The following is a 20,566-nucleotide window of genomic DNA, read 5'->3' on the forward strand; positions in this document are numbered from 1 at the left end:
ATGACCGACTCTGCAGCGATGCCCGCCACCCGTAGCTATGACGTCATCGTGATCGGTGCCGGCGCCGTGGGCGAGAACGTGGCCGACCGCACCGTGCAGGGGGGCCTCCGCACCCTCATCGTGGAGGCCGAACTCGTCGGCGGCGAGTGCTCATACTGGGCCTGCATGCCCTCCAAGGTGCTGCTGCGCAGCGGCGCCGCCCTCGCCGCGGCCCGCCGGGTGGCCGGCGCGGCCGAGGCGGTCACCGGGCAGCTCGACGTGGCTGCCGTGCTGGGGCGCCGCACCACCTTCACGCACGACTGGAACGACGACAGCCAGGCCGACTGGCTGGCCTCCGCGGGCATCGACCTGCTGCGCGGCCACGCCAGGCTCAGCGGCGTGCGCGAGGTCACCGTGCAGACGACGGATGGGCCGGTGGTCGTCACTGCCAGGCACGCCGTGGTCCTCAGCACCGGGTCCAGCGCCCTGTTGCCCGACATCGACGGCCTCTCCGACGTGTCACCGTGGACCAGCCGGGACGCCACCTCGGTGACGAACCTGCCCGGCCATCTCGCCATCATCGGCGGTGGTGTCGTCGCCGTGGAGATGGCCGCCGCGTACCGGTCGCTTGGCGCCGAGGTGACCCTGCTCGTGCGCAGCTCCCTGCTGCGGGACCAGGAACCGTTCGCCGGCGAGCTGGTGGCCGCCGCCCTCGCCGACGCGGGTGTCCAGGTGCTCACCGGCGCCAGCCCCACCGCCGCCCGCCGCATCGATACCGGCCAGGTGGCCCTGGTGCTCGCCGACGGCCGCACCATCACGGCCGACGAGGTGCTCGTGGCCACCGGCCGGGTGCCGCGCAGCCAGGACCTCGGCCTGGAGACCGTGGGCCTCACTCCGGGCGACTGGGTCGACGTGGACGACACCCTGCTGGTCACCGGCGACTCCGCCGCCCTGGCCGGCGACTGGCTCTACGCCACCGGCGACGTCAACCATCGGGCCCTGCTCACCCACCAGGGCAAGTACCAGGCCCGGGCCGCGGGAGACGTCATAGCCGCCCGCGCGAGCGGCCGGATCGTCGACGACGCACCGTGGGGCACCCACGTGGCCACGGCCGATCACGCCGCGGTGCCGCAGGTGACCTTCACCGACCCCGAGGTGGCCTCGGTCGGGCTGACCGCCGCGGCGGCCGAGCAGGCCGGCTACCGCATCCGGGTGCTCGACTACGACCTGGCCGGGGTCGCCGGCGCCAGCGTGCTGGCCGACGGCTACAGCGGGCAGGCCCGCGCCATCGTCGACCTCGACACCGAGGTGCTGCTGGGTGTCACCTTCGTGGGCGCCGGTGTCGGCGAGCTGCTGCACGCGGCCACCATCGCCGTGGTCGGCGAGGTACCGATCAGCCGGCTCTGGCACGCTGTGCCCAGTTACCCCACCCTCAGCGAGGTCTGGCTGCGGCTGCTCGAGGCCTACGGCCGGCTGCCGGCCAGCAGCGACCGGAGCCTCTGATGCGACGGCTTCTGCTCGATTCCCCGCTCAGCCGGGCCGGGTATCTGTACGCCACCGCCGTCGGCCTGGTCTGGGGTGCGATCTGGAGCACCGGCCGCGTCGAACGCCGGAACGGCCTGTTCGTGTTCCGAGGGCTGCCCGCCTGGTCGTTCGGCCGCGGCGGCTCCTGCGTGGGCGCCGTCTACCTCACCAACCAGAACGTGACGGCAGATGTGCTCGAGCACGAGGCCGTGCACAAGGTGCAGTGGCAGCGTTACGGCATGCTTTTTCCGCTGCTGTATCTGCTCGCCGGGCGGGACCCGTTGAAGAACCGGTTCGAGATCGAGGCGGGCCTGGAGAAAGGCGGCTACCTACGCCAGAAGCGTGCGGCTACGCGTGCTCCGCGCGCCCGTCACGCCAGTACCCCATGAAGGCCACCTGGCGACGGTTGATGCCGACCTCGGAGACGAGGAAGCGGCGCAGCCGCTTGATCACACCGGCTTCACCGGCCAGCCAGGCGTAGAGCTCGCCGTCGAGAGCCGATCCGTCCGGCACCTCCCAGAGGATGCTCTCGTCGATGTCGATGTCGGGCAGCTCGGTACCGCTGTGGTGTGCGGTCAGGAAGCGGGCCGTCCAGCCCCGAACGGCGGATTCGAGCGCGGAACCGTGGGCGGCGCCGTTGCGGGCCAGCCAGGTCACGGTGACCCCGTCGGGAGCGTTGGTCTCGTGCGCGTCGCCGTCTTCGGGCACCTCGATGTAGGCGCAGCCCCGAGCGGTGCGCGGCAGGGCCGAGAGGATGGCGCAGATCGCCGGAGCGGCGGTCTCGTCGCCGGCGATGAGCACGGTGTTGGCGTTGCCCGGGGCCCACTCGATGCCCACGATCGGGTTGTCGCCGTCGGCGACAGGTCCCACGATGGCGACCTCGTCGCCGACGATCGCGGCGCGCACCCAGCGCGATGCGGGGCCGGCGTCGCCGTGGGTGACGAAGTCGATGTCCACCTCGCGGTGCTCGGGGCGGGCGTGCCGCACGGTGTAGGTGCGCAGGGGGTTCCGGCGCTCCGCGGGCAGGTCGCGCCAGGTCTCGTACCAGGAGTCGCTCTGCGGGAAGGACGAGACCCCGACGCCGGGCAGCGGGAGGACGAGCTTGATGCGCTGATCGAGGCCGGCGGTGCCGAATTCGTGCAGGTCGGGGCCGGTGAAGGTCACCCGGGTGAAATTTGTCGACAGACGTTGCACGCGGGCCACCGAGACGGCGAACGGGCGGTAGCTGGGGCGCGGTGCCCGCACGCGTGCGGCGGCCGGCGCGGGAGCGACTGTCGAGGTAAGCATGGCCTAAGTATGGCATGCCTTACCTATGTTTCACCTAGCGATTTCCGGTGAACGGTTCCGAGGTGGGTCGTTACGCGGCGGTGACCCACTCGCTGGCGACGTAGCTGCCCGCGCCGCGCCGCGTGGCCGGGCTGACGTAGCCGGTGGGGATCGCGGCGGGCTGTCCGCTGCTCACGTAGCCGGCCGGCTCGGCTGAACGATCGGTGCGGGGGCCGGCGATGCTGATGTAGGAATTCATGATGCTCCTGTCGGGTGGGGCTGGTTTCGACGCAGAGCTTCATTGGACGCGTGCTGGTGGTGGTGCGTGATCGCGCGGCCGGCCGGCTGGGCCGGCCGCGCGAGTGAGGTGGTGCGGGTGCTACTCGCCGACGCCGACGGGCTCAGCGGCCACGTTGGCCGAGCCGGCCGCAGCGTCGGTGGCCAGGTTCAGCCTGAGGCTCGCGCCGAGGGTGGTGTCCACGTTCGTCCAGTACTGGATGGCGCGTTCCTTGACCTCGGGGCGGGTGACGCCACCGACGGCACCGGTGATGGTCTCCAGGAACCGGGCCTTGGCCGCGTCGTCGAAGACGTCGCGGTAGAGGGTGCCGGCCTGGCCGAAGTCGTCGTCCTCGGAGCGGAGGGTGGCGGCGCTGCGCACCAGCGCACCGTCGAACTCCCAGCTGCCGTCGCCCGCGAGGGCCGGATCGGCGACGGGGCCGCCGAGCGAGTTGGGCGCGTAGACCGGGGCGCTGGCGTCGTTGAAGTGGTACCGGGCGGCGCCATCCTGCGAGTAGTTGTGCACCGGGGCCTGGGGCGCGTTCACCGGCAGCTGGTTGTAGTTGGTGCCCACGCGGTAGCGCTGGGCATCCGGGTAGGAGAAGATACGAGCCATCAGCATCTTGTCGGGGCTGGCGGCGATGCCGGGCACGAAGTTGGCCGGCGAGAACGCGGCCTGTTCGATCTCGGCGAAGAAGTTGCCCGGGTTGCGGTTGAGGGTGTGCGTGCCCACCTTGATGAGCGGGAAGTCCGCGTGCGGCCAGACCTTGGTGAGGTCGAACGGGTTGAACCTGTAGGTCTTGCCCTCTTCGTAGGGCATGACCTGCACGTGCACGTCCCAGGACGGGAAGTCGCCGGCGTCGATGGCTTCGTAGAGGTCGCGCCGGTAGTAATCGGCGTCGGCGCCGGCGATGAGCTCGGCCTCTGCGCCTTCCATCTCGATGTTGCCCTGGTTGGAGGTGAAGTGGTACTTCACCCAGAAGCGCTCACCGGCGGCGTTGATCCACTGGTAGGTGTGCGAGCCGAAGCCGGGCATGGTGCGCCAGGACCGCGGCAGGCCGCGGTCGCCCATCAGGTAGGTCACCTGGTGGGCGGACTCGGGCGAGAGGGTCCAGAAGTCCCACTGCATGTCGGCGTCGCGGAGGCCGGAGCCGGGCAGGCGCTTCTGCGAGTGGATGAAGTCGGGGAACTTGATGCCGTCGCGGATGAAGAACACCGGGGTGTTGTTTCCGACGATGTCGTAGTTGCCCTCCTGGGTGTAGAACTTCACCGAGAAGCCGCGCACGTCGCGCCAGGTGTCCGGGCTGCCCTGCTCGCCGGCGACGCTGGAGAAGCGCTGCAGGGTGTCGGTGCGCGCGCCGGGCTGGAACAGCGCCGCGCGGGTGTATGCGGACACGTCACCGGTGACTTCGAAAACGCCGTGCGCTCCGCCGCCCTTGGCGTGCACGATGCGCTCCGGGATGCGCTCGCGGTTGAACTGCGCGAGCTTCTCGACCAGGTAGCGGTCGTGCAGGGCGGTGACGCCGTCGGCGCCGGCGGTGAGGGAGTGCTCGTCGCTGGGAACCGGGGTTCCGGTCTGGGTGGTGGTGGGGGGCAGTGTTGTCATGGTGCTCCTTCGTGTCATGTGCTGGTCGTTCGCGTCGTTTAGAAGTCGGTGGATGTCGAGGGGAGCGTCGTGCCGGTCTGGCAGTCCGGGCAGAGACCCCAGAAGGTGACCTCGGCGGTCTGCACGACGAAGCCGGCGGTGTCAGACGGGGTCAGGCAGGGAGCTTCGCCGGTCACGCACTCCACGTCGCGAACGCTGTGGCAGTTCGTGCAGACGATGTGGTGGTGGTTGTCGCCCACCCGGCGCTCGAACAGCGCGGCGGAGCCGGCCGGTTCGATGCGGCGCACCAGACCGGCGGTGTTGAAGGCGCCGAGCACACCGTAGACCGCCTGCAGGGAGGTGCCGGGCAGTTGCCGGCTGACGGCCTCGAAGAGCTGGTCGGCGGTGGCGTGCGGAGACTCGGCGAGCCCGCCAAGCACGGCCAGCCGGGGTGCGGTGACCTTCAGTCCCGCAGCGCGAATCTCGGCGGCATGGTCGGCGGCGTGGTCGAGGGCGGCTGGTATCGCCTGGTCGTCCATTCCGTGTCTGTGCATGCCCTCACGCTAGCAGTTGTTTTGAATTACTCAAAACAAGACACGCCGGTCACAGGCCGGCCGGCACCCGGTCCTGCCAGCGGAGTCTGCGCTCCAGTTGCGCCCCGAGCGCCAGCAGGGTGGCCTCGCCGCCCGGCCGGCCGATCAGTTGAACACCCATCGGCAGCCCGTCGGCGGTCTGCGCGACGGGCAGGGTGATGGCCGGCAGGCCGCAGACATTCACCATCGAGGTGAACGGCGTGTACTGCACCTGCTGGGCGAAGTTGCGTTCGCCATCCGTGGCGTCGTACCAGCCCACAGGTCGCGGGGTCAGCGCCAGCGCGGGCGTGAGCACGGCGTCGAAGCGGGCCAGCTGACGGATGAACGAGCGCTCGTAGGCGGCCAGGGTGCTCAGCGCCTCGGCCACGGCGCTGCCGGTCAGCGAACGGCCGCGGTGCATCAGCCACCGGGTGAGGGGTTCGAGCAGGGCCTCCTGCTCCGGGGTTTCGGCGGGGATCCGGGCCGCGCTGAGCTGCCACATCGCCCGGAAGGCCGGCGCGTAGCTCGGGTCTGCCGTGAGGGCGGTTTGTTCGATGCCGTGCCCCATCGCCGCGAAGCCGTCCACGGCCGAGGTGAGCGCGGCCAGGGCCTCGGGAGCCAGGCTGATCTCGTAGGCGTCGTCCCAGGCCGAGGTGGTCATCACGCCCAGCTGGTACCGGCCCTCACCGCGGATGGCGGCGCCGAGCAGCTGCTCGTCTCCCCCGGGCGCCCGCACCGAGAACGGATGCTCCGGCCGGCCGCCGCCCGGCGCGATCATGGCGTCCAGCAGCAGGGCCGCATCCGCCACGGTGCGGGCCAGCGGGCCGGCCACCGGCAGTCCGCCGGGCACGTCGAGGCCGCTCGCCGCCGGAATTCGGCCCCGGGACGGCTTCAGGCCGACGAGGCCGCAGGCGGCGGCGGGGATCCGCACCGAGCCGCCGCCGTCACTCCCGGGTGCGAACGGCAGCATCCGGGCGGCCACGGCCACCGCGGCGCCGCCGCTGGAGCCGCCGGCGCCGAAAGTGGGGTTCCAGGGATTGCGGGCCGGCGGGGCGGCCAGGCTCTCGGTGTAGGAGGGCAGACCGAACTCGGGTGTATTGGTCTTGCCCAGGCTGATTCCGCCGGCAGTGTCGAGGGCCTGCACGAGCAGGTCGCTGGTTTCGGGCACGTTGTCCCGCATCAGCCGGGAGCCCAGGCGCGCGGGCACGCCGGCGCGCAGCTGCAGATCTTTGTCGCCGAAGGGCAGGCCCCATAGCGGTGCGGTGCGGGGAACCTCGTTCTCCACGAACCGGGCCCTGGCCAGGGCGGCCTCGGCGGTCACGGTGACAAAAGCGCCGAGCCCGGGGTTCAGCCGCTCGATGCGGGCCAGGTAGTGCTCGGTGAGGTCGGTGGGGCCGATCTCGCCCCGCTGCAGCGACCGCCACTGGTCGAGGGCGGTCAGTTCGAAGAGGTCGGCCATCCCCCGAGCCTAGCCATGCTGGCGCCGGAAACCCCGGCGAGGGTAGCCTCGGAGGATGACCCGCACCAAGACTGCCGCGCTGTACAACCCGATGGGCACGACCGCCCTGGTCACCGGCGCGTCCAGCGGGCTGGGGGTGGGCTTCGCGCACGAGCTCGCCCGCCGCGGCGCCGACCTGGTGCTCACCGCCCGGCGGCTCGACCGCCTGGAGGCCCTCGCGGTGGACCTGGCCGAGAAATACGGCACCGTGTCGACGGTGATTCCGCTCGACCTCGCCGAACCCGGCGCCGTACCCGAGCTGGTGCGGGACCTGACCGAACGCGACATCCGGGTGGCCACCCTGGTCAACAACGCCGGCTTCGGCCATTTCGGCGCCCTGGTGGATGCGCCGGCCGGCCGGGTGCACGACCAGGTCGCCGTGAACGTGGCGGCGCTGACGGATCTCACCCACGCCCTGCTGCCCGGTCTTCAGGCCGCGGCCCTCGCCCATCCGCACGGGGCCGCACTGGTGAACCTGGCCAGCACCGCAGCGTTCCAGCCGGTGCCGCGGCTGGCCGTGTACGCCGCCGCCAAGGCCTACGTGCTCAGCCTCACCGAGGCGCTCTGGTACGAGACGCGGGCCACCGGCCTCAAGGTCACCGCGGTGTGCCCCGGCCCCACCGAGACCGAGTTCTACGCCGTCGCCCGGCGGTCACCGGACGGGCCGCGGCGTCTGATGAGCGTCGACGAGGTGATGCACACGGCCTTCGCCGCTCTCGACGCGGCCACGACTCCCCCGCACACCGTCGTCGGCGGCCAGAACCGGGTCGTCGCCTGGCTGGCCGGAACAGCACCCCGGCGCGCCGTGGTGACGGTGACCGGGCGGTTGTCGCGCCGCTGAGTTGCCGGCTGCCGCTACTTCAGGCTCTTCTGAAGCAGCACGGTGCCCAGCCAACGCTCGAACTTGAAGCCGACCTTGCCCATCCGGCCGATCTCCTCGAAACCGAAGTCCTGGTGCAGCTTGATCGAGGCGTCGGCGCCCTGGTCGGCGATCACGGCGATGATCTCCTTGAGGCCGGCGGCCCTGGACCGCTCGATGAGTTCGGCCAGCAGAACCCGGCCCAGCCCCTTGCCGGTGGAGGCGGCACCGAGGTAGATGGAGTTCTCGACGGTGAACCTGTAAGCCTTCTTCTGCTTCCACGGGCTCACCAGGGCGTAGCCGAGCAGCTGGCCGGCAGGGGACTCGGCGACGATGAACGGCATGCCGAGCTTGGCCAGGTAGTGGAACTTGTCGCGCCATTCGGCAAGCGTCATCGCATCCTCGTCGAAGGTGACGGTGCTGTTCGCGACGTAATAGTTGTAGATCTCCTGAATATGGGGCAGGTCGGTCTCCACCGCGTCGCGCAGCGCGTACTCGAACGGCGCCTCGGGCGCCGGCGCCGGAGACAGGTGACGCGGCAGCCGCCGACGGGGCTGGTATTCCTCTTCTAACACCGGACGGGTCCTCTCCACATGCTGTTCAGGCTACCGTCAGCGACCAGTCGATGGGCGCGGCGCCCTGCGCGGCCAGCAGCGCGTTCGCCCGGCTGAACGGGCGCGATCCGGTGAATCCACGTCGGGCCGACAGCGGGCTCGGATGCGCGGAGACGATGGTGGGGGTGTCTCCCAATAGCGGGGCGAGGTTTTCGGCGTCCTTGCCCCAGAGGATGGCGACCAGCGGCGTGCCGCGGGCGGCCAGCGCCCGGATGGCCTGCTCGGTCACGGCCTCCCAGCCGTGTCGCCGGTGCGAGCCCGCGGCGCCGGCCCGCACCGTGAGCACCCGGTTGAGCAGCAGCACGCCATGCCGGGTCCAGGGGGTGAGGTCGCCGGTGGCCGGGGTCGGCAGCCCGAGATCGTCGTGCAGCTCGGTGAAGATGTTGCCCAGGCTCCGCGGCACCGGGCGCACCTCAGCGGCCACCGAGAAGGCCAGGCCCACCGGATGCCCTGGGGTCGGGTACGGGTCCTGGCCCACGATGAGTACCCGCACGTCGGCGAACGGCTGCCGGAAGGCCCGCAGGATGTGCTCCGGCGCGGGCAGCACTCGTTCGCCGGCCGCGGCGTCGGCCCGCGCGAAGGCGAGCGGGGCCGCGAACGGGTCCACGGTGTTCACGTCGACCGGCGCATCCCCCGCGCCGGGGACGCCGAAGGCGCGCGCCCAACCGGGGTCGATCGGCGCCGCGATCAGCGCGGGTTCTGCCATCCGCTAGGCGCCGAAGGTGCTCACCAGCACCCCGCCCTCGGATTCGCTGACGGTCCAGACACTGCCGGCGCCGGCCACGCCGAGGGTGCCCTGGCCCACGATCAGCACGGTGCCCTCGTCCACGGCGAGGCCGCCGCGGATGAGTCCGGCCTCGGTGGCGGCGACCATGCGGCTCAGGGTGCCCCACTGGGCGACGTGCACGTCGACGGTCACGTCGAGCAGGCCGATGCCGTTCTCGATGGTGATCTCGTCGAGGTCTTCCGAGGCTTCCTGCGGGCTCACCGGCACGCCGCCGATGCGCCAGCCGCCGAGCAGGGCTCGCTCGGCCGCGATCATCGCGCCGGCGGAGTAGCCCAGGTACGGGATGCCGGCGGCCACCTGGCGGCGGATCTCACCGGCGATGGGCGCGACGGCCGTGAGGTAGGCGGGGGTGAGGCCGCCGCCGATGACGATGCCGTCGGCATCCGCCACCGCCAGCAGGGTCGCCAGGCCATCGAGGGCCAGCGACGTGATGACGGGGTCAAGCGGGCCGGCTGCTTCGAGCGCGGCGACGAGTTTGGCGGCGTGGTCGTCGCCGTCGCCGTTCCGCACCACGATGATCGCGATCCGCGGGTCGGTGCGGCCAGCGGCGGTGGCCCGCAGGGCGGCCTCGGCCAGGAACGGCCCGAAGACCGCCGCGTCGTTCTCGGTGTCGTTTTCGGGGGCCCAGCCGCCGCCGATGAGGTGGATGCTCATGCGTCGACCACCGAGGTGAGCGGGGTGGCCGTGACGGGCGGCAGCGACGACCAGGGGAAGACGATCCAGCCGTCGGTCTCGCGCCAGGTGAAGTCGGGCACGTGCACGGTGCGCGGCTTGGTGTACAGGGTGGCGGAGCGCACCTCACCGGCCGATTCCTTGAGGATGCCGACCACGAGGGCGAGGGTGTGGCCGGAGTCGGAGACGTCGTCGACCAGCAGCACCCGCAGGCCCGCCAGGGCCGGGGCGTCGAGCATCGGGCCGGACAGCACGGGCTCGGGCAGGCGCTCGTCGATGCCGCTGTAGAACTCGACGTTGATGGAGCCGCAGTTCTTGGTGCCGAGGGCGTAGGAGATGGCTCCGGCGAGCAGCAGTCCGCCGCGGGCGATGGCGATCACGACATCGGGCTGGAAGCCGCTGGCCAGCACCGTCGAGGCCAGCGACCTGGAGGCGTCGGCGAAGTCGGTCCACTCCAGCACCTCGCGCGGCGGGTCGATGGTGGCGGGGGGCGCGGTTTGCTGCTGGTCGGGTTGCATTTGTCAATGGTAGAACCTCGGGCGGCCGCAGTGCGCGGCCGAAGGGCCCGGTTCCGCGGCGACGCCCCGGTTACAGGAGAATTGACCCATGATCACACTGCACCAGGACGCCCACGGTTTCATCCGCATGAACCGCCACTTCCCCAGCAAGACCCCCATCGCGATTCTCTTCACCGACGGCACGACCGGCGAGTACACCGGCGCTCGGCTGAACGACCTGTACGACACGGCGCTGGCTACCTTCCGCGCCGAGAACCGCCTGGATGCCAAGGGCTTTTCCCGCGCGCCGGCGAAGACCGTGCACCCCACCAACAACGTGGAATTCGTGCCGGTCGAGTCCGGGATGGCGCCGTAACCGCCTTGTGAGCCTTCTGCCGCACAGCGCCGAGGTGGAGATCGTGCTGCTCCTGGCCTCCCCCGTGCACCGCTACGAGGGGCGCCCGGCCGACGGGCCGCTGCCGATGGTCGGCGCGGAGAGCCACCCCAGCGTCCGCCTGCGGGCGGGCCTGGGCATCGTGGGCGACCGGCACTTCGCCAAACCGGCGCACGTGCACGCGTCGGTCACCGTGATGAACGCCGACGTTCTGGCGCAGGTGGCGGATGACCTCGGCCTGCCGCGCACCCTGGACCCGGCCGCCACCCGGCGCAACGTCCTGCTGCGCGGGGTGGATATCGACTCTCTGCGCGGCGCCACCTTCTCGCTCGACACCGGCGACGGCCCGGTCGAATTTCTGGTCAACCGGCCGGCGAACCCGTGCGCCTGGATGGACGTGGTGCTGGCTCCCGGCGCGCACCGGGCCCTGCGGGGCCGCGGCGGTATGCGCTGCGAACCGCTGACCGACGGGATGCTGCGGCTCGGGCCCGCCCGGCTGCGCTGCACCAGCCCCCTGACCGGTGTGGGGCTTACGGGTGCCGAACCGCCTGGCCGGCCAGCACGGCCCGGTAACCCTCCCGGTAACTCGGATAGGTGAAGCTGAACCCGGTCTCGAGGATTCGACGGTTGCTCACGCGTTTGTCGCCGCCGCGGCGACCGCCGGTCTCGACGATCTCCGGGTGGGGCAGGCCGAGTTCGTCGGCGAGGAAATCCAGCACCTCGGTGGCGGGCACCGGCGTCGAGTCGACGCCGAGGTAGAGCGGGTCGGGCGCCGTGTCCCGACAGACCAGGTGCACGATCATGGCCGCGGCGTCGTCGCGGTGGATCCGGTTGCTGAGACGGCCGCGCGCGGCAATCGTCGCCCGCCCCTCGCGGACCTGCCTGATCAGGCGGTCCCGGCCGGGGCCGTAAATGCCGCCCAGGCGCAGCACGACGGCGGCCGGGATCCGGCTGCGCAGCAACTGCTCGGCCTCGAGCAGGATCGAGTCGGTGCCCGGTCCCGGGGCCGCCGGGGTCTCCTCGTCGACAGTGCTGCCGTCGTTCACGTCGTACACCGCGGTGGAGGACACCAGCAGGAACCGGCGCGGGGTGACCCCGGTCGCGTCGAGGGCGTCGAGGAGGTTGGCCAGGCCGGTCACATACGCGGCCCGGTACACCGCGGGGTCTGGGTTGCCCGCGGCGACGGTCACGATCACGATCTCGGTGTCCGCCGGCACCTCGGGCCGCTCGCGGCTCAGGTCGACGGACTGCCCGTTGAGGGCGACCGGGAGCACCCCGGCCTGGCGGCGCACTCCCACCACTCGTTGGCCGAGGGCGACCAGGCGGAGGCCCACCTCGGTGCCGAGGTCGCCGCATCCGGCTATCAGTACAGTCATGACTCCAGTATGGAGCGGCTCGCGCGGCGTCAGAGCACGTCGCCGTCGGCCGCCGGCGGAACGTGGCGTTCCGGCGTGCCGTTGTAGAACGACAGCGGCCGGATCAGCGCGTTCGCGGCCAGTTGTTCCATGATGTGCGCGGTCCAGCCGGTCACCCGGGCGGCGACGAAGATCGGCGTGAAGCTGGCGGTGTCGAAACCCATCAGGTGGTACGCCGGGCCGGCCGGGTAGTCCAGGTTGGGCAGGATGCCGGTGCGGGTCTTCATGCCGTCGGCGAGCGATTCGTAGAGGTCGAGCAGGTCGGGCCGGTCGAAGTGGTCGATCAGGGTGAGCAGCGCCGCGTGCATGGTGGGCACCCTGGAGTCGCCGTGTTTGTACACCCGGTGGCCGAAGCCCATCACCTTGCGCTTGTGCGCGAGGGTGTCCTCCAGCCAGAGTTCTGCGCGCTCTGCCGACCCGTCGCCCAGGCCGATCTCACTGAAGATGTGCATCACGGCCTCGTTCGCGCCGCCGTGCAACGGGCCCTTGAGCGCCCCAATCGCCCCGGTCACGGCGGAGTAGAGGTCGGAAAGGGTGGAGGTGATCACCCGGGCCGTGAACGTGGACGCGTTGAAGGAGTGCTCGGCGTACATGATCATCGACACGTCGAAGGCTTCGACGACCTCGACCTCCTGCACCTCGCCGAAGGTCATGTAGAGGAAGTTCGCCGAATAACCGAGGTCGTCGCGGGGTTCGACGAGGTCGAGGCCGTGCCGGCGGCGCTGATCGTACGAGACGATCGCCGGCAGCTGCGCGAACAGGCGCAACGACTTGGCCAGGTTGGCCTCCACCGACGAGTCCGGGGTGCTCAGGTCGTTGGCGCCGATCACGCTCACGGCGGTGCGCACCACGTCCATCGGATCGGCGGAGGTGGGGATCTCGTCGATCACCCGGCGCACCGAGTGGTCCAGGCGCCGGAGTGACCGCTCGGCGACTTCGAATGCGGCCAGTTGCACATCGTCCGGCAGCTCGCCGTGCCAGAGCAAATAGGCGACCTCTTCGAAGCTCTTCTGCGCGGCCAGTTCCTGCACCGGGTAGCCGCGGTAGAGCAGCGAGTTGGAGTCGGGGTTGACCCTGGACACCGCCGTCGTATCGGCCACCACCCCGGCCAGGCCGCGGTGGATCTCCGGCACGACCGGCTGTTGCACCGGGGCCGTGTGGGTGGGCTGGTTGATAGTCATTTCGCTCCTTTGCGTCCTGAGGTACTTAGCCGTGCTGGTACTGCTTCGTGGTGCCGTTGTGGTGCTGGGCTAGCCGTCGTGACCGCTCAGAGTGAAGTTGAAAATCCCCGAATCGAAGCGATTGTAAGCCTCGTAGTCCAGCAGCCGGTAGAGCTCGGCGCGGGTTTGCATGTCCGGCAGCCGGCTGGTCAACGAGCCCTCGGCGAGGATGGTGTCCAGGCCCGCGACGGCTGCGCCCATCGCCAGGCGCAGCAGCGACACCGGGAAGATCACCAGGTTGATGCCCACGTCGGCGAGCTGGTCGACCCTGAAGAGTTCGCTCTTGCCGAACTCGGTCATATTGGCCAGGATCGGCACGTCCACCGCCGCCCGGATGGCTTCGAATTCGGCCAGGGTGCCCATGGCCTCGGGGAAGATCGCGTCGGCGCCGGCATCCACCAGCGCCTTGGCCCGGTCGATCGCTGCGGCCAGCCCGTCGACGGCGCGGATGTCGGTGCGCGCCATCACGAGCAGGTTCGCATCCCGCCGGGCGTCGACGGCCGCGCGGATGCGCTTGAGGGCCGTGTCGGTGTCGACGACCTGCTTGCCGTCCAGGTGCCCGCAGCGTTTGGGGTTGACCTGGTCCTCGATGTGCAGGCCGGCCACGCCGGCATCCTCGAGGGTCTGCACGGTGCGGGCCACATTCATCGGCTCGCCGAAGCCGGTGTCGGCGTCGACGAGGGTGGGCAGGTCGGTCATCCGGGAGATCTGCTGACTGCGGCCGGCGACCTCGGTGAGGGTGGTCAAACCGATGTCGGGCAGACCGAGGTCGGCGGCGAGCACGGCACCGGAGATGTAGACGCCCTCGAATCCCTTGGCCTGGATCAGTTTGGCGCTGAGCGGGTTGAACGCGCCGGGGAAACGCAGCAGCTCGCCGCCGGCGAGGTCGGCGCGGAGTTGCGCGCGCTTGGCGGCGGGGGTGAGTCCGGAGTAGAGCATCAGAAGATTCCGTTCAGGCTGGGCAGCGGTTCGAGGAGGCCGGGGCGGGCCACCAGGGTGAGGCCGCCGAGTTCGGCAGCGGTCAGCTCCGGCAGCCGCTGGGCGAGGTCCAGGAACCGCTCGATCTCGGCCGGCTCCAGGGCGTTCGCGGCGAGCAGCCGGAACTTGGCGACGTAGTCGGCGCGCACGAACGGGCGGGCGCCGAGCGGATGCGCATCCGCGACGGCCAGCTCATCGACCAGACGACTGCCGTCGGCCAGCAGGATCTCGACCCGGCCGCCGAACGCCTTCTCGGCGGGGTCGCTGGAGTGGTACCGGCGGGTCCACTCGGCATCTTCGCTCGTGCTGACCGTGTTCCACAGGGCCACGGTGTCGGCCCGGCCGGCGCGCTCGGGCCGGTAGGAGTCCTCGTGATGCCAGGAGCCGTCCTGGAGCGCGACGGTGAAGATGTACGGCACCGAGTGGTCCAGGGTTTCCCGGCTGGCCAGCGGGTCGTACTTCTGTGGGTCGTTGGCTCCGGAGCCGATCACGTTGTGGGTGTGGTGTGAGGTGTGGATGACGATGCTCGCCACCGCGCCGGGCACCAGGATTTCGGGGTGCTCGCGGTGCAGCTTCCGGGCCAGGTCGATGAGCGCCTGGGCCTGGTACTCCGCGGAGTGCTCCTTGGTGAAGCTGTCCAGGATCGCCCGTTTGGGCTCACCCGCGGCCGGCAGGGCTACGTCGTAAGCGGCATCCGGTCCGTCGAGCAGCCAGGCGATCACGCCGTCCTCACCCTCGTAGATCGGGGTGGGGCTGGTCTGGCCGCGCATGGCCCGGTCGACGGCCTCGACGGCCATCTTGCCGGCGAACGCGGGAGCGTATGCCTTCCAGGAGGAGATTTCGCCCTTGCGGGACTGCCGGGTGGCCGTGGTGGTGTGCAGGGCCTGGCCGACGGCCTGGAAGATCGTGTCGGGGTCCAGGCCCAGCAGGGTGCCGAGGCCGGCCGCGGCCGACGGGCCCAGGTGGGCGACGTGGTCGATCTTGTGCTTGTGCAGGCTGATCGAGCGGGCCAGGTCGATCTGCACCTCGTAGCCCGTCGCGATGCCGCGCACCAGGTCGCCTCCGGTGAGGCCGCGGCGGGCGGCCAGGTGCTGGGCGACGGCGATGAGCGGCGGGATGTTGTCGCCGGGGTGCGAGTACTCGGCGGCGAGGAAGGTGTCGTGGTAGTCCAGTTCCCGCACGGCCACCCCGTTGGCCCAGGCCGCCCACTCCGGCGAGACCCTCTCGGTGTCGGACGGGCCGAACACCGTGGCGCCGTCGCCGCCGGTCGACCGGGGATGCGCCAGCGCCTGCGACCGGGCGGCGGCGACGGCGGCACGGGTCAGCGAGGCCGCGGCGACGGCGGCGTTGTCGATCACCCGGTTGATGATCATCTCGGTGACATCGTCGTCGACCGGGACCGGGTCTGCCGCGCAGGCGGCGATCTTCCAGGCCAGCTGGTCGGTCTTGGCGGGGCTGTTCTCGCTGGGGTGCACGCGCACGGAGGTTGTCTGCACGAGGGTGGTCCTTTCGAATCGGGGAGGTCAGGAGGTCGTTTCGGTGGCCTCGAGCACCGCGAGCACACTCGCGAGGCTGAGATGCAGGTGCACGTGGGTGGCGTGCGCGGCGAGCGCAGCGTCGCCGTGGATGATCGCGTCGAGGATCAACAGGTGTTCGGCCGCGGCGGCCCGCAGCCGCACCGGGTTTCCCCTGGCCACCCGGCGGATGCGGGCCAGGTGGGTGCGCACGGTGACCAGGGCGCCCACCAGGAAGGAGTTGTCGACGGCGGAGTCGATGGCGGCGTCGAACTCGTCGATCAGCGCGTAGTACTCGTGGATGCCGTCTTCGCCCGCATCGAGCAGGGCCGGGGCGGCGACGAACCGGTCGCGCAGCATCCCGAACGCGGTGCGGTCATCGCGGCGCGCGGCCAGCGTCGCGGCCCGCTCCTCGAGGGCCTCGCGCAGCTCGTAGAGATCGTTGATCGACTCGACCGACATCTCGGTGACCGAGAAGCCCCGGCCGCTGCGGCCGGCGACGAGACCGGCGGCCACGAGCCGCGCCACGGCGGAGCGCAGCGGGGTGCGGGAGACGCCGAGCCTGGCGGCCTGTTCCACCTCGAGCAGCACCGTGCCTGCCGGCAGGACTCCGTCGAGGATCTCGTCACGCAACACCCTGTAGGCCCGGTCGCTCGCCCGCTCCGGTGCGGATTTCACGGTCTCTGTATACACACGCGCATTCTATTCCCCTATTGCCCGGCGTGTGCAAGACTAACCGCACCTTGTGTATACATGAGAGCTTCAATGGAGAGGTTCGCACCATGATCGAAGACACTGGAACCACTCGCACGACCCCCCAGGGCTACCGCGATGTCTGGCGGCGGAGCATCGACGAGCGCGATGACTTCTGGCTGCAGGCCGCCGGGCTCGTCGATTGGGTCAGCGCGCCGACCACGGCGCTGACAGAGCGCTCCCCCACTGACTACTCCTGGTTCGCGGACGGCACCCTCAACACCAGCTACAACGCCCTCGACCGGCACGTCCTGGCCGGCCGCGGCGATCACACGGCGCTGATCTACGACTCCGCGATGACGGGCACCCGCATCCGGCTGAGCTACCGCGACCTGCTCGACCGGGTCGCCAGGTTCGCCGGGGTGCTGCGGGCCAATGGCGTGGGCCGGGGCGACAGGGTCATCGTGTACCTGCCGATGATCCCCGAGGCCGTCGTGGCGATGCTCGCCTGCGCCCGGATCGGGGCCGTGCATTCGGTGGTGTTCGGCGGCTTCGCGGCCAGCGAGCTCGCCGTGCGCATCGACGATGCCCGGCCCGCGGTGATCGTCACGGCCTCCGGCGGCCTGGAGCCCGGCAAGGCGGTGCCGTATCTCCCCTTGGTGCAGAAGGCGCTCGAGCTCAGCGCCGGCTCGGTGCACACCGTCATCGTGCGCGACCGTGCCACGATCGACGGATCTGCCGCCGACTACGCCGGGGACCCCGCCGACGATGCCGCCGTGCGTTGGCTGGACTGGGCGGACGCGGAGGCCGCCGCCACCCCGGCCGACCCGGTCACCGTCGCAAGCACCGACCCGCTCTACATCCTCTATACCTCCGGCACCACCGGAAACCCGAAGGGCATCATCCGCGACAACGGCGGTCACGCCGTTGCGCTGACCTGGTCTATGCGGGGCATCTACGACATCGGGCCCGACGACGTGTTCTGGGCGGCGTCGGACGTCGGCTGGGTGGTCGGCCACTCCTACATCGTCTACGCACCGCTGCTGGCCGGCGCCACCACGATCATCTACGAGGGCAAGCCCATCGGCACCCCGGATGCCGGCGCCTTCTGGCGCGTCGTGGCGGACTACAGGGTGAACGTGTTGTTCACCGCGCCCACGGCCATCCGGGCCATCCGCCGGGTCGACCCCGACCTGACCGAGCTGGCCCGCCACGACGTGTCCAGCCTCACCGCGCTGTTCCTGGCCGGTGAACGGCTCGACCCGGAGACCTTCCACTGGGTCAACGACGGCCTGCACTGCCCGGTCGTCGACCACTGGTGGCAGACCGAGACCGGCTGGGCCATCTGCGCCAACCCGCGCGGAATCCAGGAGCTGCCCACCAAACCCGGCTCCACCGCGGTGCCGGTGCCCGGCTACGACATCGCGATTCTCGATTCGAAGGGCGCACCCATCACCAAGCCGGGCAAGGACGGCAACATCGTCATCCGGCTGCCGCTGCCGCCGGGCTCCCTGCTGGGCATCTGGGGCGGCGCCGACCGCTTCGTCGACGCCTACCTCACCGCCTTCCCCGGTTACTACGCCACCGGGGACTCCGGGCACCTCGACGCCGACGGCTATCTCTACGTGATGGGCCGTACCGACGACGTGATCAACGTCGCCGGCCACCGGCTCTCCACAGGGTCCCTCGAGGAGGTGCTCACCCGGCATCCGGCCGTTGCGGAGTGCGCCGTGCTCGGTGTGCACGACGCGCTCAAGGGCCAGCGGGCGGCCGGTTTCGTCACCCTCAAGGCCGGCGCGGTGGTCGACCACGATCTGCTCACGGCCGAGCTGGTCAACCTGGTGCGGGAGCACATCGGCCCGGTGGCGGCGTTCCGCGACGTGAGAATCCTGGACCGGCTGCCCAAGACCCGCTCAGGCAAGATCCTGCGCAAGACCATCCGCCAGATCGTCGACGGCGAGCCGTACAAGGTCCCGCCCACCATCGAAGACCCCGCCGTGCTCGACGCGCTCGCCCTTGCTGTCCGGCCCCCACCAACCGACTAACATCCACCCATCTCACCGGAGCAAAGGAGCCCCATGAAGGAATCACTGAACGACACCAGGCCGGAGGACTCGATCGACTATGTCGCCTTCGAGACCAGCGACCGCTTCGTCAACCTGCAACGCCGGCGCCGGAGGTTCGTGGTGCCGATGGCGGTGTTCTTCCTGGTCTGGTACTTCGCGTACGTGCTGGTGGCGGCCTACCTGCCCGATGTGATGGCGCGGCCGGTCTTCGGCAGCATCAACCTGGGCCTGGTGCTCGGCCTCGGCCAGTTCGTCACGACGTTCGCCATCACCATCTGGTATGTCGCCTTCTCCAACCGGGTGCTCGACCCGCTGGGCGCAGAGCTCCGCGCCGAGCTCGAAGCGAAGGTCGCCGCATGAGCGCCCTGGGAATGAGCCTGACCGCTGTCGCCGCCGCGGTCGAGCCCACGGAGAACAACCCGGTCCTGAACATCTCGATCTTCCTGGCCTTCGTGGCCGTCACCCTGGTGATCGTGATTCGGGCCGGCCGCAACAACCGCACCGCCGCCGATTACTACACCGGCGGTCGCTCCTTCACCGGGCCCCAGAACGGCTTCGCGATCGCCGGCGACTACCTCTCGGCGGCATCGTTCCTCGGCATCGTCGGCGCCATCGCCGTGAACGGCTACGACGGGTTCCTCTACTCGATCGGCTTCCTGGTGGCCTGGCTGGTGGCCCTGCTGCTGGTGGCCGAGCTGATGCGCAACACCGGCAAGTTCACCATGGCGGATGTGCTCTCCTTCCGGCTGGCCCAACGGCCGGTGCGCGTCGCCGCGGCCACCACCACCCTGGCGGTGTGCTTCTTCTACCTGCTCGCGCAGATGGCCGGCGCCGGCGGGCTCGTCTCGCTGTTGTTGGGCATCAACGACAAGCTCGGCCAATCCATCGTGGTGACGGTGGTCGGCGGGCTGATGATCATGTACGTGCTGATCGGCGGTATGAAGGGCACCACCTGGGTGCAGATCGTCAAGGCGTTCCTGCTCATCATCGGCGCTGGCGCCATGACGGTGTGGGTGCTGGTGCTCAACGGGTTCAACCTGTCCACCCTGCTCGATGCCGCCGTCGCGAACGCCTCGGTCACCCCGGCGGAGTCGATCCTCGCGCCCGGCCTGCAGTACGGCGGCAACCCGCTGGACTTCATCTCCCTGGCCATCGCCCTGGTGCTCGGCACCGCGGGCCTGCCGCACGTGCTGATGCGCTTCTACACGGTGCCCAGCGCCAAGGAGGCCCGACGCTCGGTGGTCTGGGCGATCTTCCTGATCGGGGCGTTCTACCTGTTCACGCTGGTGCTCGGCTTCGGCGCCGCGGCCCTGGTGGGTGCGGACACCATTCTCGCCTCGCCCGGCGGAGTGAACTCCGCGGCGCCGCTGCTGTCGCTGGCGCTGGGCGGCCCGCTGCTGCTGGGCTTCATCTCGGCCATCGCGTTCGCCACCATCCTCGCCGTGGTCGCCGGTCTCACCATCACCGCGGCCACCTCGTTCGCGCACGACATCTACGCCAGCGTGATCAAGAAGGGCAAGGGTGACCCGGACGGCGAGGTCAAGATCGCCCGGCGCACCGTCGTGGTGATCGGCATCCTCGCCATCGCCGGCGGCATCGGCGTGCAGGGGCAGAACATCGCCTTCCTGGTGGCGCTGGCCTTCGCCGTCGCGGCGAGCGCCAACCTGCCCACCATCCTGTACTCGCTGTTCTGGCGCGGTTTCACCACCCGCGGGGCCCTGTGGAGCATGTACGGCGGGTTGGGGTCGGCGATTCTGCTGATCGTGTTCTCGCCGGTGTTCTCCGGCACACCCACCTCGATGTTCGGTGAGGGTGTGGACTTCGCGATCTACCCGCTGAACAACCCGGGCATCATCTCGATCCCGCTGGGCTTCTTCCTCGGCTGGCTCGGCTCGGTCACCAGCACCCGCCGGGAGGACCCCAAGCTGGCCGCAGAGATGGCGGTGCGCTCCCTCACCGGGTTCGGCGCCGAGAAGGCGAGCGAGCACTAGCCCCGCTCGCCTCCCGCTCCCCTTCCCGCGGCCGCGACTGTGGCCGATGCGGACAATTGCGCCCCTTGGGTTCAGGGGGTCGTTGCAACACCTGATTGATTGAGGTGTTGGTTATGGGTGGTCGTGTTGGGTTTCCGCGTGAGGTTCGTCGTCGGTTCTGGGAGGA

The 20,566-nt window shown here is 70.4% G+C and carries 22 protein-coding genes; 8 read left to right on the forward strand and 14 right to left on the reverse strand.

Annotated features, from left to right (window positions below; all coding sequences use genetic code 11):
- Both E3T22_RS07235 and E3T22_RS07240 read left to right on the forward strand, forming a co-directional pair.
- Positions 1-1,482, forward strand: coding sequence for an NAD(P)/FAD-dependent oxidoreductase (locus E3T22_RS07235; RefSeq protein WP_241983626.1), 1,482 nt, complete (start codon positions 1-3; stop codon positions 1,480-1,482).
- Positions 1,482-1,892 carry a Fe-S oxidoreductase gene (locus E3T22_RS07240; protein WP_088455370.1) on the forward strand — a complete coding sequence of 137 codons (411 nt, stop codon included), beginning with the start codon at positions 1,482-1,484 and terminating at the stop codon, positions 1,890-1,892. Before E3T22_RS07235 ends, E3T22_RS07240 begins: the two co-directional genes overlap by 1 nt.
- Here E3T22_RS07240 and E3T22_RS07245 read toward each other — a convergent pair.
- From E3T22_RS07245 to E3T22_RS07260, 5 genes are all read right to left on the reverse strand, one after another.
- Positions 1,852-2,790, reverse strand: coding sequence for a siderophore-interacting protein (locus E3T22_RS07245; protein WP_103479665.1), 939 nt, complete (start codon positions 2,788-2,790; stop codon positions 1,852-1,854). The two genes, E3T22_RS07240 and E3T22_RS07245, sit on opposite strands and share 41 nt — an antisense overlap.
- 70 nt (positions 2,791-2,860) lie before the next feature.
- Entirely contained in the window at positions 2,861-3,028 is a 168-nt protein-coding gene (locus E3T22_RS19025) for a hypothetical protein (protein ID WP_165787969.1), read from the reverse strand.
- Between the two features lie 120 nt (positions 3,029-3,148).
- A complete protein-coding gene (locus E3T22_RS07250; protein WP_103479666.1) occupies positions 3,149-4,651 on the reverse strand; it encodes a catalase in 1,503 nt (500 codons plus the stop codon).
- A gap of 38 nt (positions 4,652-4,689) precedes the next feature.
- Positions 4,690-5,169: a Fur family transcriptional regulator gene (locus E3T22_RS07255; RefSeq protein WP_088455367.1), complete on the reverse strand. Its 480-nt coding sequence runs from the start codon at positions 5,167-5,169 to the stop codon at positions 4,690-4,692.
- A 64-nt stretch (positions 5,170-5,233) separates the two neighbouring features.
- Positions 5,234-6,661, reverse strand: coding sequence for an amidase (locus E3T22_RS07260; protein ID WP_134480460.1), 1,428 nt, complete (start codon positions 6,659-6,661; stop codon positions 5,234-5,236).
- A gap of 55 nt (positions 6,662-6,716) precedes the next feature.
- Here E3T22_RS07260 and E3T22_RS07265 point away from each other — a divergent pair, with 55 nt between their 5' ends.
- On the forward strand, positions 6,717-7,541 hold the full coding sequence (locus E3T22_RS07265) for an SDR family oxidoreductase (protein WP_240632383.1): 825 nt from the start codon (positions 6,717-6,719) through the stop codon (positions 7,539-7,541).
- A gap of 14 nt (positions 7,542-7,555) precedes the next feature.
- Here the strand turns inward: E3T22_RS07265 and E3T22_RS07270 are convergent, their stop codons facing one another.
- Genes E3T22_RS07270 through E3T22_RS07285 form a run of 4 tightly spaced genes read right to left on the reverse strand, consistent with a single transcriptional unit; the run spans position 7,556 to position 10,150 of the window.
- Positions 7,556-8,134 carry a GNAT family N-acetyltransferase gene (locus E3T22_RS07270; RefSeq protein ID WP_088455365.1) on the reverse strand — a complete coding sequence of 193 codons (579 nt, stop codon included), beginning with the start codon at positions 8,132-8,134 and terminating at the stop codon, positions 7,556-7,558.
- A 25-nt stretch (positions 8,135-8,159) separates the two neighbouring features.
- Positions 8,160-8,879, reverse strand: coding sequence for a uracil-DNA glycosylase (locus E3T22_RS07275; RefSeq protein WP_103460829.1), 720 nt, complete (start codon positions 8,877-8,879; stop codon positions 8,160-8,162).
- 3 nt (positions 8,880-8,882) lie between these two features.
- Complete coding sequence (locus E3T22_RS07280; RefSeq protein ID WP_134480459.1) at positions 8,883-9,614, reverse strand: Type 1 glutamine amidotransferase-like domain-containing protein; 732 nt, start codon at positions 9,612-9,614, stop codon at positions 8,883-8,885.
- Entirely contained in the window at positions 9,611-10,150 is a 540-nt protein-coding gene (locus tag E3T22_RS07285; RefSeq protein WP_088455362.1) for a phosphoribosyltransferase, read from the reverse strand. The genes E3T22_RS07280 and E3T22_RS07285 overlap by 4 nt, the downstream gene beginning before the upstream one ends.
- An 88-nt stretch (positions 10,151-10,238) precedes the next feature.
- Between E3T22_RS07285 and E3T22_RS07290 the strand changes: the two genes are divergently transcribed.
- A complete protein-coding gene (locus E3T22_RS07290; protein WP_088455361.1) occupies positions 10,239-10,505 on the forward strand; it encodes a hypothetical protein in 267 nt (88 codons plus the stop codon).
- A 7-nt stretch (positions 10,506-10,512) separates the two neighbouring features.
- Positions 10,513-11,121 (forward strand): MOSC domain-containing protein, encoded by a 609-nt coding sequence (locus E3T22_RS07295; protein ID WP_241983627.1) that lies wholly within the window; start codon positions 10,513-10,515, stop codon positions 11,119-11,121.
- On the opposite strand, the gene E3T22_RS07300 is transcribed toward E3T22_RS07295, so the two are convergent.
- The 5 genes from E3T22_RS07300 to E3T22_RS07320 form a co-directional block, all read right to left on the reverse strand.
- Positions 11,054-11,899, reverse strand: coding sequence for an NAD-dependent epimerase/dehydratase family protein (locus E3T22_RS07300; RefSeq protein ID WP_134480458.1), 846 nt, complete (start codon positions 11,897-11,899; stop codon positions 11,054-11,056). The genes E3T22_RS07295 and E3T22_RS07300 overlap by 68 nt on opposite strands.
- 29 nt (positions 11,900-11,928) lie before the next feature.
- Positions 11,929-13,119: a bifunctional 2-methylcitrate synthase/citrate synthase gene (locus tag E3T22_RS07305; RefSeq protein WP_088455359.1), complete on the reverse strand. Its 1,191-nt coding sequence runs from the start codon at positions 13,117-13,119 to the stop codon at positions 11,929-11,931.
- 69 nt (positions 13,120-13,188) lie between these two features.
- Complete coding sequence (prpB, locus tag E3T22_RS07310) at positions 13,189-14,097, reverse strand: methylisocitrate lyase (protein WP_088455358.1); 909 nt, start codon at positions 14,095-14,097, stop codon at positions 13,189-13,191.
- On the reverse strand, positions 14,097-15,632 hold the full coding sequence (locus tag E3T22_RS07315; RefSeq protein WP_103479673.1) for an MmgE/PrpD family protein: 1,536 nt from the start codon (positions 15,630-15,632) through the stop codon (positions 14,097-14,099). Before E3T22_RS07315 ends, prpB begins: the two co-directional genes overlap by 1 nt.
- A gap of 27 nt (positions 15,633-15,659) precedes the next feature.
- The gene (locus E3T22_RS07320) at positions 15,660-16,343 is read right to left on the reverse strand and encodes a GntR family transcriptional regulator (RefSeq protein ID WP_241983628.1); all 684 of its coding nucleotides are present in this window, start codon (positions 16,341-16,343) and stop codon (positions 15,660-15,662) included.
- Positions 16,344-16,432: 89 nt separating this feature from the next.
- Between E3T22_RS07320 and E3T22_RS07325 the strand changes: the two genes are divergently transcribed.
- Genes E3T22_RS07325 through E3T22_RS07335 form a run of 3 tightly spaced genes read left to right on the forward strand, consistent with a single transcriptional unit; the run spans position 16,433 to position 20,400 of the window.
- Entirely contained in the window at positions 16,433-18,388 is a 1,956-nt protein-coding gene (locus tag E3T22_RS07325; RefSeq protein ID WP_134480457.1) for an AMP-binding protein, read from the forward strand.
- A gap of 33 nt (positions 18,389-18,421) precedes the next feature.
- Complete coding sequence (locus tag E3T22_RS07330; protein WP_088455355.1) at positions 18,422-18,769, forward strand: DUF485 domain-containing protein; 348 nt, start codon at positions 18,422-18,424, stop codon at positions 18,767-18,769.
- A complete protein-coding gene (locus E3T22_RS07335; RefSeq protein ID WP_241983629.1) occupies positions 18,766-20,400 on the forward strand; it encodes a cation acetate symporter in 1,635 nt (544 codons plus the stop codon). Before E3T22_RS07330 ends, E3T22_RS07335 begins: the two co-directional genes overlap by 4 nt.
- Positions 20,401-20,566: the final 166 nt, after the last annotated feature.

It is taken from the genome of Cryobacterium sp. TMB3-10 (genome assembly GCF_004402305.1).
Classification (GTDB): Bacteria; Actinomycetota; Actinomycetes; order Actinomycetales; family Microbacteriaceae; genus Cryobacterium; species Cryobacterium zongtaii.

What these genes read in the sequence shown, in the direction of transcription:
- E3T22_RS07235 (WP_241983626.1), top strand. Translation starts at nt 1, where the DNA reads ATGACCGACTCTGCAGCGATGCCCGCCACCCGTAGCTATGACGTCATC.
- E3T22_RS07240 (WP_088455370.1), top strand. Translation starts at nt 1,482, where the DNA reads ATGCGACGGCTTCTGCTCGATTCCCCGCTCAGCCGGGCCGGGTATCTG.
- E3T22_RS07245 (WP_103479665.1), bottom strand. Translation starts at nt 2,790, where the DNA reads ATGCTTACCTCGACAGTCGCTCCCGCGCCGGCCGCCGCACGCGTGCGG.
- E3T22_RS19025 (WP_165787969.1), bottom strand. Translation starts at nt 3,028, where the DNA reads ATGAATTCCTACATCAGCATCGCCGGCCCCCGCACCGATCGTTCAGCC.
- E3T22_RS07250 (WP_103479666.1), bottom strand. Translation starts at nt 4,651, where the DNA reads ATGACAACACTGCCCCCCACCACCACCCAGACCGGAACCCCGGTTCCC.
- E3T22_RS07255 (WP_088455367.1), bottom strand. Translation starts at nt 5,169, where the DNA reads ATGGACGACCAGGCGATACCAGCCGCCCTCGACCACGCCGCCGACCAT.
- E3T22_RS07260 (WP_134480460.1), bottom strand. Translation starts at nt 6,661, where the DNA reads ATGGCCGACCTCTTCGAACTGACCGCCCTCGACCAGTGGCGGTCGCTG.
- E3T22_RS07265 (WP_240632383.1), top strand. Translation starts at nt 6,717, where the DNA reads ATGACCCGCACCAAGACTGCCGCGCTGTACAACCCGATGGGCACGACC.
- E3T22_RS07275 (WP_103460829.1), bottom strand. Translation starts at nt 8,879, where the DNA reads ATGGCAGAACCCGCGCTGATCGCGGCGCCGATCGACCCCGGTTGGGCG.
- E3T22_RS07280 (WP_134480459.1), bottom strand. Translation starts at nt 9,614, where the DNA reads ATGAGCATCCACCTCATCGGCGGCGGCTGGGCCCCCGAAAACGACACC.
- E3T22_RS07285 (WP_088455362.1), bottom strand. Translation starts at nt 10,150, where the DNA reads ATGCAACCCGACCAGCAGCAAACCGCGCCCCCCGCCACCATCGACCCG.
- E3T22_RS07290 (WP_088455361.1), top strand. Translation starts at nt 10,239, where the DNA reads ATGATCACACTGCACCAGGACGCCCACGGTTTCATCCGCATGAACCGC.
- E3T22_RS07300 (WP_134480458.1), bottom strand. Translation starts at nt 11,899, where the DNA reads ATGACTGTACTGATAGCCGGATGCGGCGACCTCGGCACCGAGGTGGGC.
- E3T22_RS07305 (WP_088455359.1), bottom strand. Translation starts at nt 13,119, where the DNA reads ATGACTATCAACCAGCCCACCCACACGGCCCCGGTGCAACAGCCGGTC.
- prpB (WP_088455358.1), bottom strand. Translation starts at nt 14,097, where the DNA reads ATGCTCTACTCCGGACTCACCCCCGCCGCCAAGCGCGCGCAACTCCGC.
- E3T22_RS07325 (WP_134480457.1), top strand. Translation starts at nt 16,433, where the DNA reads ATGATCGAAGACACTGGAACCACTCGCACGACCCCCCAGGGCTACCGC.
- E3T22_RS07330 (WP_088455355.1), top strand. Translation starts at nt 18,422, where the DNA reads ATGAAGGAATCACTGAACGACACCAGGCCGGAGGACTCGATCGACTAT.
- E3T22_RS07335 (WP_241983629.1), top strand. Translation starts at nt 18,766, where the DNA reads ATGAGCGCCCTGGGAATGAGCCTGACCGCTGTCGCCGCCGCGGTCGAG.